At 45.2% G+C, this 13,971-nt stretch carries 7 protein-coding genes; 1 reads left to right on the top strand and 6 read right to left on the bottom strand.

Annotated elements, in window-relative coordinates:
- Positions 1-52 precede the first annotated feature (52 nt).
- The 3 genes from V7R35_RS14125 to parC form a co-directional block, all read right to left on the bottom strand.
- Positions 53-2,209, bottom strand: coding sequence for a putative bifunctional diguanylate cyclase/phosphodiesterase (locus V7R35_RS14125; RefSeq protein WP_334015545.1), 2,157 nt, complete (start codon positions 2,207-2,209; stop codon positions 53-55).
- A gap of 9 nt (positions 2,210-2,218) precedes the next feature.
- On the bottom strand, positions 2,219-2,755 hold the full coding sequence (locus V7R35_RS14120) for a heme NO-binding domain-containing protein (RefSeq protein WP_334015544.1): 537 nt from the start codon (positions 2,753-2,755) through the stop codon (positions 2,219-2,221).
- Positions 2,756-2,900: 145 nt separating this feature from the next.
- Positions 2,901-5,189 (bottom strand): DNA topoisomerase IV subunit A, encoded by a 2,289-nt coding sequence (parC, locus tag V7R35_RS14115; RefSeq protein ID WP_334015543.1) that lies wholly within the window; start codon positions 5,187-5,189, stop codon positions 2,901-2,903.
- A gap of 268 nt (positions 5,190-5,457) precedes the next feature.
- Here parC and V7R35_RS14110 point away from each other — a divergent pair, with 268 nt between their 5' ends.
- On the top strand, positions 5,458-8,574 hold the full coding sequence (locus V7R35_RS14110) for a hybrid sensor histidine kinase/response regulator (RefSeq protein ID WP_334015542.1): 3,117 nt from the start codon (positions 5,458-5,460) through the stop codon (positions 8,572-8,574).
- A gap of 2 nt (positions 8,575-8,576) precedes the next feature.
- Here the strand turns inward: V7R35_RS14110 and V7R35_RS14105 are convergent, their stop codons facing one another.
- From V7R35_RS14105 to V7R35_RS14095, 3 genes are all read right to left on the bottom strand, one after another.
- Complete coding sequence (locus tag V7R35_RS14105) at positions 8,577-9,275, bottom strand: DUF2982 domain-containing protein (protein ID WP_334015541.1); 699 nt, start codon at positions 9,273-9,275, stop codon at positions 8,577-8,579.
- 274 nt (positions 9,276-9,549) lie between these two features.
- On the bottom strand, positions 9,550-12,723 hold the full coding sequence (locus V7R35_RS14100; protein WP_334015540.1) for an efflux RND transporter permease subunit: 3,174 nt from the start codon (positions 12,721-12,723) through the stop codon (positions 9,550-9,552).
- The gene (locus tag V7R35_RS14095; RefSeq protein WP_334015539.1) at positions 12,723-13,862 is read right to left on the bottom strand and encodes an efflux RND transporter periplasmic adaptor subunit; all 1,140 of its coding nucleotides are present in this window, start codon (positions 13,860-13,862) and stop codon (positions 12,723-12,725) included. Before V7R35_RS14095 ends, V7R35_RS14100 begins: the two co-directional genes overlap by 1 nt.
- Positions 13,863-13,971 lie beyond the last annotated feature (109 nt).

The raw sequence follows: 13,971 nt of genomic DNA, 5'->3' as shown, positions 1-13,971 counted from the left end.
AAGCCCTCTTTAGATGCTTTATTATTAGTATCTAAAGAGGGCTTTTTTGTTTCTATCGTTTAGGCTCAGATGTGTGCCTTGCCAAGAACTGATCGTAAGGCATGGGCTGATCAAAATAGAACCCCTGCATTAACTGAACGTCTGCTTGCTCCATAAAAGGCAGATGTGACTCAATCTCAACACCCTCTACTACAATTTCTATTTGAAGACTTTTTAGCATTGCAACAACGCCTAGAAATAATGCGTTAGCTCTGCTGTCTTCATGGATTCCACGAACTAAGCTTTTATCTACTTTAACCACTTGGAACTGGAAATTGCGCAAGTAACTTAGCGAAGAGAAACCGGTTCCAAAGTCGTCGAGGGACAGCCTGAAACCGCACTCGCGTAAATGATGTAGCGCTTTGAAAGCTGATTTTTCGTCGCGAATAAATACCGATTCAGTCAGCTCTAATTCGATATATTCGGGCGATACGTGATTATCCTCACAAATCTTTACCGCTTGTTCAGGGAAGTCAGAGTCGAGCAGCTGATTTGCACTGATATTTACCGACAGTGGAATGGCTCCCCCCTGCTGTGACTCCATAATTGAAATGTAGTCACACGCCGCTTCAATTGCCTGAAGACCTATTGCGGAATCGAGATTTTGCTCTTCAGCGATGGGAATAAACACACCCGGCGACACCACACCATGTAGCCCTGATATCCACCTACACAGCACCTCGCCACCTTTAAGGCGGCCGTTTAAGTCGTATTTTCCTTGAATATAAAAGTCGAGCAAATGTTTTTCTATGGTGCGTCGCAAATCGTTAGCCATACTGACTTGCTGGGCCATACTTTCATAGAGGCCGTCTTCGTAGATAAAGACTTGCCCTTTACCCAACTCTTTTGCACGATACATCGCGGCATCGGCGCACTGAATTAAACCATCAATGTTGTCTGAATGCAGCGGAAAACCTGCAATACCAATACTGGCAGACAGGCGTAATTCGTTGCTTTTAACAGAGATAGTATCTTCCTCAATGTGCTTAATAAGCTCCTCAGACTGTTCAACAATACAATTTAAGTCTTGGTTAGGTAAAACAATAATAAATTCATCACCGCCCCATCGCCCCACTTTACCTAGCTCGCCAAATGTATTGTTTAAGACTGTTGCGACTCTTTTGAGTTCGGTATCACCTCGTTCATGGCCTGCGTTATCGTTAATCGCTTTAAAGCCGTCCAAGTCAACAAACACCAACACAAATGGCTGATCATCTTTAGCAAGGTCATTCAATGCTTCTCGCAATGCGTTTCGGTTAGACAAGCCTGTAAGGTTGTCATGCAATGCTAACTGCTTTAGCTTGGCTTCGTTGCGTTCTCGGTCACTAATATCACGAATGGTCGCAATTAAATACGATGAGGTTTGCTGATATGCTTCAAACAAAGCCACCGACACGTCAACAACAATATCATCGCCCCGCATAGATGTAATTTTCGACTCGAATCGGTACTGCTTATCTTTGTTTAGTTTGGCCTGATTTACCTTTTTACCCTGAAACAAGGCATTGAAATTGGTTTCTAATACGGTTTCTTTAACTGGCGCTGCGACTAATTGAACAAAGGCATCATTACATTCGGTGATAGTGAAATCAGTAGACAATACCAGCATAGGTTCACGTGAGCTGGCAAACGCCGATGCCATTAAGTGAAATGACTGTTCAGCTTTTCTTTGTCTTGTAATATCTTTCGTTGTACCAACGATATGCATGGCCTGACCGCAATCGCCGCGCTTTAGCACACGCCCACGAAGTCGCACCCACTGGTAGTGGTTATCAACTTTTAAACGAAAGGAAAACTCAAGCTGCTCTCTGTTTCCATGTAACGCCATTGCCCAGTGAAACTGAAGATTATCTAGGTCGTCTTCATGGACCAGCTGCATTAACTTTATCAGTGTGCCTTCCCAGCGAGATGCCGTTGCAGAATGCAAAGAAAACGATCTGATTTCCAATAAGTCGCTTTTCGCTTCCCAACTCCAAAACGATTCTTGAGACGCCCATAAAGCAAGCTCAAGATTTTTTTGTGCAGCCTGACTTTGTCGTAACGACTCAAACAGACTGGCACTTTTTTCAGTAAGTAATGTTTCAGCTTGCTCTCTGGCTAGACGCTCTCGTTTCAAGCGCCGTTCCAGCAGTGCAATTTGCTTTTGTGGATCAGAGGCCTCGTTGGACATATCAGACCGCTACTGAACAGTAATATTAAATTCGTAGGTATGAGGGATATCCGTTTTAACCGTTTCTCGCTGTATTTTTGCGCCGTAAAAATCGGCGGCGGCATCCATAAGCCCTTCAGCTAAAGCAAACAACTCTCTTTCAGAATAATATTGAAGCTTCATGGTGGTATCAGTTCGAGATAGTACAGAAAACCGAGGGAGGTCTGCATCGGGATAGAGCTTTTTCACTTGAACATGAATATCGTCATCTAGGTGCGCCAGCATGTCTAATATACCGCTGGTATTTGCTAATACATCACCGTGAGCCGAGCCCAATTTACCAAACAGGAAAATGCCGAAGTCGTACAACAACTCGTTGGCTGACTTCCCCGTTTTATCTACCAATACAGTCAGCAATCGCTGCATGTCTTCAAACGGGTAATAACCTATAGCTGTATATGCGCCATCATTTTCAAGCTGTGCTTCAACAATGACATCATCAGCGAATTCTGGTGACACCTTCTCTTCTAGCATGTCGATTAACGATGTAAATACAATTCCCAGCATAACACTACCTCAAGCGATTACTTTTAAAAGTGTAGCTCAGGTAAGCGTAAGAACAACCTAGACTTTATAACAAAAAAGCGTGCAATAACTTGCACGCTTTTAGTCGTATTTTTCGTGATAATAACAGATGGGTTACTCGCCCAGTTTATTCACTTTCATTGCTGGTTTGCTCAACGGGTTCAGCTTCTACAACCTCTACCGTATCGACGCGCTGAAGCCCTCTTGGCAGTTTGTTTCCGCGCCTTCCGCGCTCGCCTTGATAATGAGTAAGGTCATCGGCTGACAGCGTCATGCTTCGTTTGCCCGCCGACACTTTTATCGACGCGCCGTCTGGCACAACGGCAAGCACTTTCACATATTCCTCTCGAGACTGTGCTTTGGCCGAAGGAATGTTAATTAACTTATTGCCCTTTCCTTTACCTAGACTTGGGAGGTCACGTAACGGGAACATGAGCATGCGGCCTTCGTTTGAAATACTCAAACACCAGTCTGCATCAGGATTATTCACCAAAGTCGGTTTCATTACTTTCGCAGCCGTTGGTAGCGAAAGATAAGCCTTACCGGCTTTGTTTTTACTTACCATGTCTTTAAATGTGCCAACAAACCCATAGCCCGCATCTGAGCCAACTAAGAATTTGCTCTCATCTTGTGCCATTAACACGTGCTCGAACGACTCTCCGCCTACAATACTAAAGCGCCCTGTTAACGGCTCTCCCTGACTACGAGCAGAAGGAAGACCATGCGCATCACAGGCGAAGGTACGTCCCGATGTATCCATAAATACAGCAGGTTGATTACTCTTACCTTCAGCACTTGATAAGTAACCGTCACCCGCTTTATAACTTAAACCTTGTGCATCAATATCGTGACCTTTGGCACAACGCGCCCAGCCTTTTTCAGAAAGCACAACGGTGACCGATTCAGCAGGTACTAATTCTTTTTCCGACAGCGCCTTAGCTTCGCCACGCTCAACAATTGGAGAACGTCTATCGTCGCCGTATTTCTCAGCATCGGCCAATATTTCTTTTTTAATTAATGTTTTCAAACGACGGTCAGAGCCTAGCAACTGCTGGAGTTTATCTCTTTCTTCAGCTAGCTCGTCCTGCTCGCCTTTAATCTTCATTTCTTCAAGCTTGGCTAAATGGCGAAGTTTTAATTCTAGGATAGCTTCGGCTTGCGTATCACTTAGACCAAAACGCGACATAAGCTCAGGCTTTGGCTTGTCGTAGGTGCGGATAATTTCAATAACTTCGTCAATATTCAAAAAGGCAATCAATAAGCCTTCTAGAATGTGTAAACGCGCAAGTACTTTGTCTAAACGGTACTGTAAACGTCTAGTGACGGTATCTTTTCTGTACTCTAGCCACTCGGCTAGGATAGTGCGCAAATCTTTTACTTGAGGACGGCCATCAAGGCCAATCATGTTTAAGTTAACACGATAGTTTTTCTCAAGATCGGTAGTAGCAAATAAGTGCTGCATTAACTGCGTTACGTCAACGCGATTAGAGCGCGGCGTTATAATTAAGCGAGTTGGGTTTTCATGGTCTGATTCATCGCGTAAATCACTTACCATAGGCAGCTTCTTCGCCTGCATTTGCGCTGCAATTTGCTCTAGTATTTTTGCACCAGAAGCCTGGTGAGGAAGTGCAGTAATCACCACATCGCCGTTTTCTTCAGTGTAAACAGCGCGCATCTTTATTGAGCCACGACCCGTTTCATACAGTTTATGGATATCTGACTTGGGCGTAATTATCTCAGCTTCAGTAGGATAGTCGGGGCCATTAACGTGCTCTAACACATTCTGTAAATCGGCTTTGCTGTTATCCAGCAGCATTGCACAAGCGTTCGCAAGCTCTCTTACGTTGTGCGGTGGGATATCGGTAGCCATGCCCACGGCAATGCCAGTTACGCCATTTAACAGTATGTGCGGTAAACGAGCAGGTAACACGCTAGGTTCATTCAGTGTACCGTCAAAGTTTGGTACCCAGTCTACTGTACCCTGACCAAGTTCATTAAGCAGAACTTCAGAGAAGCGCGACAGCTTTGCTTCGGTATAACGCATTGCAGCAAAAGACTTAGGGTCGTCTGGCGCCCCCCAGTTGCCCTGGCCATCAACCAGTGGGTATCGATACGAAAATGGCTGCGCCATCAGTACCATGGCCTCATAACATGCCGAGTCGCCATGTGGGTGAAATTTACCTAAAACGTCACCTACCGTTCTGGCAGATTTTTTATATTTGGCGTTGGCGCTTAAACCAAGATCAGACATAGCGTAAATAATACGGCGCTGAACCGGCTTTAAACCGTCGGCAATGTGCGGTAACGCACGGTCCATGATGACGTACATGGAATAATTTAGATAAGCGTCTTCGGTGAAGCGTCGAAGAGGAAGTTGCTCTACCCCATCGCGATTAATGATGATCTCGTCACTCATGATATTTTTCGTTTTGTTATTAGTCTTGGTGCACGCGGCAGTTTTCACCTAGTTGGCTTATCTGCCCTTATAACGATGCTCTGCGATAGTACACAGCTTTGCGCATAAACCTTATTGTGGGGTAAACCGCATGTGTGTGCAATGCTTGAAAACAAAACTGTGAATTTGATACGAGTGGAAGCCCAATTTAATGCAGAAAGCGCTAGATTTTGTCATTCTGTTAAGACAATGGTTTAATGATAAAAATAATTAAGAAGTACAGACGACAATGCCTTTCATTCGCGCACTTTTTCTATTGCTTTGTTTTGCCGGTTTTATCAAAACGCCGGGCGCGCAAGCACAACAAATAGAACAGCTTTACGATGAAACGCGCACGGTTGATTTATCAGATTCTTTTTACTATCTGTACGAAACCGATTACCAGCTTACCATTAGCGATGTCTCTCGCCGTCGCAACGATTTCCTCATGTATCCGTATGACAATCCGAACTTTGGATTTAGAAACAATGGTCTGTGGCTGCTTACTTCGGTAGCTAATGTGTCGAATGAAGAGAACTGGGTGTTCTCAATTAACTTTAGCCAACTAGACAGTGTCGATTTTTACCTTGTGCAAAACGGCAACGTCATTAAGCAAAGTCATCAGGGTAAGGCCCAAAAAGAACAGCGTTTTAGAGTGCCCACATTGCGGGCACAGTTAAAAGACAGCGCGCCTGTTGATGTGTTTATTCGAGTAGAAAGCCATTCATCAAGCCTTATCACACCATTGAAAGTGCAGGCTGAGCCCGTTCACAGCAGTTATTTTCAAATGGATAGCTTACTGTGGGGGCTATTTTATGGTGGCCTGCTTATATTGGCGGTGTACAACCTAGCCCTTTATTTCGGTGTAAAAGAAAAAAGCCTTGTGGCCTATGTTGGATATATTGCTGCGGTGATTATATGGCAGTTTGTATGGGGCGGGCATACGCATTTAGTGTTTACACAAGGTATCCCAGCTTGGCTAGTCGGCCACTCTGAGCTTATCTTTGTCATTATCGGCATTAGCTCTGGCTTATTTGCTATGACGTTCCTAGAAACCGAACAAAATGCACCAACATCACACCCCGTTATAAAGTTCCTGCTCGTTTGCCAAGGGATTACAGGGCTTGTCTGTTTTGTTGATTTACTCCCCCCTATCTGGAAAAACAACCTAGTTTATGGTGTTGGGCTTATTGCTATTTTAAGCTACATATACGCTGGGTTTGAGGCTTTTATAAACCGATTTAAACCAGCTCGTTACTTTATCTTTGCATGGACCATGCTCGCCACAGGCGCCATTGTGGGCATGCTTAGCCTTATGGGCGTTTTACCTTCAAACGACTTTACCACCTATTGCTTTCAAGTGGGTGTATTCCTTGAGGCAGGGCTTTTCTCTTTCGCCTTGATGGAAAAAAGTCGTAGCCAACTTGAGAATGAAGTAGAGCAAGCTACCAACGATTTACGCAATAACATGGAGCTAATCGAAGAGCAAAATGCGCGCTTAGATATTGCTCGTAAAGACGCTATTAAAGCCAGTAACGTAAAATCTCAATTCTTGGCGAACATGAGCCATGAAATTCGTACACCACTAAACGCTATCCTAGGCTTTAGTAAAGAGCTTAACAATGCGTCCCTACCTACCGACCAACAAGAACAAGTTCGCATTGTTAACACTGCAGCTGACAACCTGCTTACCATTGTGAACGATGTACTCGATTTCTCGAAAATTGAGGCCGGAAAACTACAAATCAATAATCAACCATTTGCGCCAAACAAACTGTTTGAGGAAATGGTAACGATTATGGCGAAATCGGCGCACAGCAAACGCATAGAATTTATCTTCGACCTCGACCCGTTACCTGAAAAACTCATTGGTGACGTGTTTAGGATAAAGCAGGTGCTGAATAACCTTTTAAGCAATGCGCTTAAATTCACATCATCTGGTTCTATAACATTAGCAGTAAGTGGGCACTCACTCGACCACGGCATGCACGAACTTACTGTAGTTGTGGAGGACACTGGTAGAGGCATTAGTCGTCAAGATAGGAAAAAGCTATTCAACGCCTTTTCTCAAGTAGATGATGCGCTAAATAGAAACTACCAGGGAACTGGACTAGGCCTTGTGATTAGTCGTGAGTTGGTCCGGTTGATGAAGGGCGAAGTAACGCTTAAGAGTATTTTAGGGCAAGGCTCTACATTTAGCGTAAGCATGCGAATGAACAGGCTAAGCCAAAAGTACTCGCCCTCATCAAACGACGATTGGTTAAACAAAACCGTGGTTTTGTTCGACCCTATACCTGCAACCCGTCGTGCCAGCGCAAAAATACTCAAAGCACTAGGCGCAAAGGTAACGTCAGTGGAATCACTTGAGTTTCTTCAGTCGTTGAAACAGCAGTATGACTTTTTAATGGCAACCATACCAGTAAGTAAAATGTCTAAGCGCGATGCCTTACTAAAACGCTTTATAACGTTCTCAGCGCAAAAGCGTGTTTTATGGTACTCAGGACCAGAGCCTTTTACGCAATACCCACGACTGTCTCAATACTTTCATTCGCAAGTAAGAATGCCAATGACAGTAGCAAAGCTCGACAGCATAGTTCATAACCAGTCTGCACCGGTGCAAAGTGCATTCCATGAAAAGGTCGCGTTGCTGCCCAAAGCTAAGATACTGGCCGTTGACGATATGGAGATGAACTTAAAACTACTGCAAACATGGCTCGATAGTTCTCCAGTTACACTCACCACTACTATTAGTGGCCAAGATGCGGTTAACCGATGCCAGACACAAGAATTCGACCTGATCTTGATGGACGTGCAGATGCCAGGCATGGACGGCTTGCAGGCCACACGAGAGATTCGTAAGTCTCCGCTTAACATGGGCACGCCCATTATTGCGGTTACCGCTCATGCTTTTAAAGAAGAACAGGAACGCTTACTTGCTTCAGGTATGGATGATTACATACCAAAACCCATTGAGGCAGAAAAGCTAATCGATTTGATTAAATCGTGGTGTGTTCATATTGAGCCTGCAGAACTTGAGGTAGCATCGATAGATTGGCCGCTTGCCCTAAAGCGAGCTAATCAGAATGAAGACGCCGCAAAAGAATTGCTGACAAGCTTTATTCAGCTACTGCCAGAAACATTAGAAACATTGACCAAGCAGTGGGAAGCGCAAGATTACAACGCGCTGAAGTTAGAAGTACACAAACTGCATGGCGCATGTTGCTATACCGGCCTACCAAAAATGCAGCATTTAGCCAACGAGACTGAAACTGCCTTAAAACTCGGTCAGCACCCTCTAGTGGAGGAGTTTTTGCCTTCGCTAATTGAGGAAGGTAATAAAATTGTACGAGAGAGTGCGCAGCATTAACGCTAGTTTGACTCTGGTGCTGCGTTTCTAGTTGCTTGGCATTTCATAATTAACGCAGCAAACTCATCGGCATCGCGGTCTAGCTCAGAGCTAGAGATAAAAATATCAAAGCCTAGACGTTTCCTAAGCTCAACCATACGATGCGCTAGCATGGCTTTAATACCTTTTATGGTTGTGCCGTCGTCCATCACATAATGTTTGTCATCAAACATAGACTGTTGATAGCAGCTGCCAGACGCGCAGTTCTCATCCTCTCCCTGCATTAAAAGCGGACGTTGCTCCATGAGCAAATGCGTAGCTAAACGCGGTGAAATGGTATTTAAAAAATCGGTATAGTTTTTTATTTTAAAGCCAATAGTTTGTAGCGGTACATGCTCAAGGCCGTGACGAACACGAGGACAGTCGGCTCGCTGTAAATTGTCCCAATGAATTCGCCAGCTTCCCAAGCGATGGCGATAAGTAATGTAGTCTTTTGCAATTTCAAGGCTGTATTCAGGCTCTCTTATTTTGAAATAGCCAATTAATAAGCATACTAAGGCTGCACTGGTAATAAAGATGCCCGCCAGAAATAACCACTCGGGTAAAAAACTTAGCCAGAGTGCCGATACAACTAACCCCAGCACACCAAGCACAACACTAGTGATACCGTTACTTTTTGATGCTGCTCGAATGAAAATAGAATCTGCGTTAGCGCCAGACATAAAAATACACCACCATCATAATTGCGGCCCACAGTACATAAAGACGAACTCGCCTACACTTAACACAGTCTGTATGCCACCAGCGTTTAATAAAATTACCCATAAATCACTCAGATATTCTGCGCCTTACGGTGTGTAGATACGATAAAACAGGCTGTAATTCACCTACCTACTTACCGTTTTACGCATTAAACGGGTGCACAGTTTACTTATAATACCGATGATGTCGAAGTGCTTTTTTGGCAACAAATGCACTGCCAAAAAAGCATTGTGATTATGCTAGTTCGCTTTGAGCATAGTTGTCTTTAAAGCGGTAACGTTGAAACGCTGCAACGATAGTAGGTGTAAATACCAAGGATAAGATGACAGAGAAGCCAACGCCACCTGCTAACACAACAGCCAGTGGCGGCCAAAAACTACCTTCACTGAATAGTAGCAGCGGGATTAAACCGCCCACAGTGGTAAAGGTAGTGGAAAGAATGTGACGACTGCAGCTCATGGTTTCTTCAACAATGGCTTTTGTATCGCCCTGCTTAGCTTTGGGGTTAGCGTTAATAGCCGCAATAACAACAATGGAGCCATTAATGGCCACACCAATTAAACCTGCACAGCCAAGTAGCGGGTTAAACCCAACCGGAAGACCAGAGATCCATAGGCTAAACATACCTAGCCCTACAGATAAAATAGCCACCAGCCCTATAACACCCGCCATACGCAAACTGGTAAAGGTGAGAATGAGCGTGGTAACCATTAATACAAGTAACACCGGTGCATAGGTGGCTAGTTTACCCAGTGCCTGCTGCTGCTCATCAGCATCACCCGCCAAATGTATACGGTAACCCTTAGGCAAATCTAGCCGGCTTTCAAGTAGTTCTCGCAACTGATTACTGGCATCTACCGCGGGTACGCCCGGTAATAAAAACGCTTGAATGCGGTTAAGCCTTTCGCCATCTAGGCGCGTTATACTGCTTGTTGCTGGCTGAAGGGTTAACGAAGTTACTGCCGCAAGAGGCGACCAAGACATCGCACTATCGGTAGCAACCGGAATAGGCATGGCGTCAACGCCCGCTAAGTTTTGTCTAAATGCTTCATTAAGGCGCACTCTTACCGGGATTTCTTCGGTACTTTCCAGCACTGAACCACCCGTTACACCAGAGAAATTTACCTGCATTTGGCTGGCAAGCTCGGTAAGTGTCAACCCTAGATAGGACAGGTTATCGCTATCTGCATTCACTTTCAGTTCTGGCTCACCCATTGAAACACTGGCCGTAGATTGCGAAATACCATCGACTTCAGACATCAGCATACGCACCTTGTCGCCAAGGTCGTTTAGGATGTTCAAGTCAGGGCCAAAAATCTCTACTTCTACAGGTGCTGCTATCGGTGGCCCTTGACCAAATGAACGCACGACAATTTGCACCTCTGGATAGGCAATATCCAAATCGCGCTGCAGCTTCCCTATCAATGCCGCGGCATTTTCCACGGTGTCGGTATTTACTACGGCATTGGCAAAGTATGGCGTATTGTCTCGCGTCATAACTTGGTTGTAATACACCGAAGGTGCCGAACCGCCAACCAACCAACTTACTTGTGTAACGCTTTCCTCCGCGCGAATAGCTTGGTCGATACGCTTGACGTACTGCGTTGTGCTATCAATGCTTGTACCTTCTTTAGTCCATAAATAAACCTCAAACTGGTCTCTGTCTGCACTTGGGAAAAACACGTTTGCAAGTGTTGATGAAAGTACAAATCCAGACAAGCACAATACGATGATTACTGGTAAAACAAGTATGGGCTGCTTAATCCAGCGACCTAGCTGCTTGCTAAAGGCCAAACTAAGAGAAGGCGCCTGTATACCAACCTGCCACCACGATGACGTTTTTTCGGTATTAGCGGTTACGGCTGCACTATCGTGTTTTGGTAAAAAGCGGGCAGCCAGGGCGGCAATAATAGTTAGCGAGATAAACAACGATCCAATGAGTGCCATAACTACGCTGATGGCAATTGGGCCAACAAAGTCGCCGATATTGCCATCAAGTAAGAAAATGGGCATAAAGCCTAATATGGTAGTCAGTGTTGATGCTAATAGCGGGGCAAATAAATGCGACACGCTTTTCGCCATTGCACCCACGCGCGTGAGATTAGGATCTTGAAGGTTTATTCTTATTTCATCGGTAATAACGATGGCGTTATCAATAAGTAGACCGATGGCGATAATCATACCGAATATCGACATTTGATGAATTTGCTCGTTGTAAAAGCTTAAGCTAAACAACGCAAATGCTGCACAAAGCGGAAGCGCTAGTCCTACTATCCATGCTGCTTTAAAGCCCATAAATAATAAGATAACAAACATAACTACTGCGCAGCCCATTAACAAATTCATCGACAGCTCAGATAAGCGCGATGCAGTATATTCGTTCTGTTCAAAAGCAACGGTAGCGGTTAGCGTGCCTTTAAAGTCAGCGTTAAATTCGTCAACCACCTTTAATGCATTCGTAGTCCACACATCTGAACGCAACGATGTTTGCATACGTGCCGCAACAAATATGGACTCTTCACCATTTAAAAATGCAATTTCATTTCGCGGTGTGGCATAACCGCGTGTCACCGTTGCAATGTCTTCCACGCGCAGGTATCGCCCCTGTTGATTCACTAAAGGAATAGAGGCAATCATGTTAACGCCGTTCAACCCCTCTCCTACCGTGAAACGAAGGTCATTTTGCTCGCTGTTTAACACGCCTGCAGGCAGCTTGGGATCGGCGCGACTAATAAGGCTACTTACCTGTTGTAGGTTAAGACCCGTTGCCGCTAATTTAACTGGGTCGATGTTAACGCTTATTTCTTCTTGCGGTTCGCCATAAACGCGCACTAACTCGGTGCCATTTACATTACGAAGCCTATCGGTAAGCTCTTGAGCTAAACGCGCAGTCAGCGTAATAGGCGTGGTATCGGGGTAAGTAGCACGAAGTGATAAAAGCAGTGTAAATGCTGTCGCACCTCGCTTTTCGTCGAAAACGGGGGCCATAGCGCCCTCTGGGAATGACTCAGCGGCCGCGCCAATAACATCACGTATTTCGCTAAATAGCTCTTCATTACTGCTGTTGTTTACCCAATCTTGCGTTTCGATAGAAACCACAGAAATACCGGCGCGAGAGGTCGATTTCACTTCTTTAATTTCATAAATCTCTCGAAGCCTGTCTTCAAGCACATCACTGACAAGTGCTTCCACTCGCTCTGCTGATGCGCCCGGGTAAGAGGTGATGATAAGGGCGTTACGTGTGTCAATTCGCGGGTCTTCTAATCGGGGAAGAGAGCCTAGGGCAGATAGACCAGCTGTGATCAGAATAACTAGGCTTAACACCAGTAGGTGGCCACGTCGATAGAATAATGTGTACCAAGGATAGGCTTTCTCGCCTTCCATGCCATGTATATCAAGCGAGTTCATTAACGCACCTCAGGCTGCTTTTTACTAGACAGCGACACAACCTGCCCCGGTGCTAATTTATGTGTACCTTCATTTACATAAACATCGCCGTTTTTAAGTGCGCCACGCACAAATGCATTACGCCCGTCGGTATATACCACCTCAACCACTCTGGCTTCTATTTCTGTTTCTTTACCGTCAGAAAGTACGAATACTCGCCATAAGCCTCTTAATCCGTTGCTTAAGGCATTTACAGGCAACCACGCGCCGGTTTCGGTGTGGTTACGAGCGCCAGAGAGCGTAGCCATATCGCCTGGGCGAACACGGCTGCTGCTGTTAAGCGTAACCAATATATCGATAGTACGAGTTTGTACATTACGTGTTGGTAAGCGCTGTAGCACAGTACCGTTCACTTCATATTGACCCACTTGCATCAAAACCGATTCGTTTACCTTGAACTGGTCTATTACATCTGCGGGGATAGCGAAGCGTGCTTGGTAATCATCTGTGCTGGTAATACCAAGTACTGGGCTGCCCGCCATTACTACTGTACCTTCGTCGAACAAGCGCTCGTCTACAATACCGTCAAAAGGTGCAATTAGCTGTGCTTTGTCTATTTCGACTGAAAGTGACTGAATTGCCGCCGCTGTTTCATTAACCCTAGCAACGGCTACATTTAGCGCCGCCTCTGCTTCGTCTAAACGCTGTGCAGATTCAAGCTTTTTCTCAACTAAGGAAATAGTTCGTTGGTTATTCACCTTGGCAAGCGCAAGGTCGGCATTTGCGCGTGCTAGAGACGCCTTTAACTCTTGCTGTCTTGCCTCTAAACGCGCGATGTCTTGCTGCGCCAGTACATCGCCTTTCGATACTACATCACCTTCTTCCACCATCATTTGTAGAATTTGGCCGCCTGTGTCAAAGGAAAGCAATGTCGCGCGGGGAGATTCGATAAGCCCAAACACGTTTATGGGTGTTTCAAAGCCTTGTTGAATTTTTACTGTGCCAGTAGATACGGTCATCGGCACTCGCGCTTCTGGCGTTTGAGTTGCGTTCCCTAAACCAGCTGTGGCAAGTAGAACCACTAACACTGTGACAAAAGCAGCAATACAGATAATAAGTTTCGCTTTGCCATTAATTGAAGAATTCTGCGCAGCAGTCATAGTGTTTCCTTTATGTGCAGCCTTGAAAGTCGCTGCTAATCAGCCTTTTAAGCAGGGTTATCAATCACGTTTAACATTGATACTGCGAGGTACACCCTACGCTTACGTG

Source organism: Alteromonas sp. S167, assembly GCF_036864375.1.
Lineage (GTDB): Bacteria > Pseudomonadota > Gammaproteobacteria > Enterobacterales > Alteromonadaceae > Alteromonas.
The sequence above is the reverse complement of the archived record's forward strand: the minus strand, read 5'-3'. Positions and strand labels throughout refer to the sequence as shown.

Coding starts and splice junctions, on each gene's coding strand:
- V7R35_RS14125 (WP_334015545.1), bottom strand. CDS start 2,209: ATGTCCAACGAGGCCTCTGATCCACAAAAGCAAATTGCACTGCTGGAA.
- V7R35_RS14120 (WP_334015544.1), bottom strand. CDS start 2,755: ATGCTGGGAATTGTATTTACATCGTTAATCGACATGCTAGAAGAGAAG.
- parC (WP_334015543.1), bottom strand. CDS start 5,189: ATGAGTGACGAGATCATCATTAATCGCGATGGGGTAGAGCAACTTCCT.
- V7R35_RS14110 (WP_334015542.1), top strand. CDS start 5,458: ATGCCTTTCATTCGCGCACTTTTTCTATTGCTTTGTTTTGCCGGTTTT.
- V7R35_RS14105 (WP_334015541.1), bottom strand. CDS start 9,275: ATGTCTGGCGCTAACGCAGATTCTATTTTCATTCGAGCAGCATCAAAA.
- V7R35_RS14100 (WP_334015540.1), bottom strand. CDS start 12,723: ATGAACTCGCTTGATATACATGGCATGGAAGGCGAGAAAGCCTATCCT.
- V7R35_RS14095 (WP_334015539.1), bottom strand. CDS start 13,862: ATGACTGCTGCGCAGAATTCTTCAATTAATGGCAAAGCGAAACTTATT.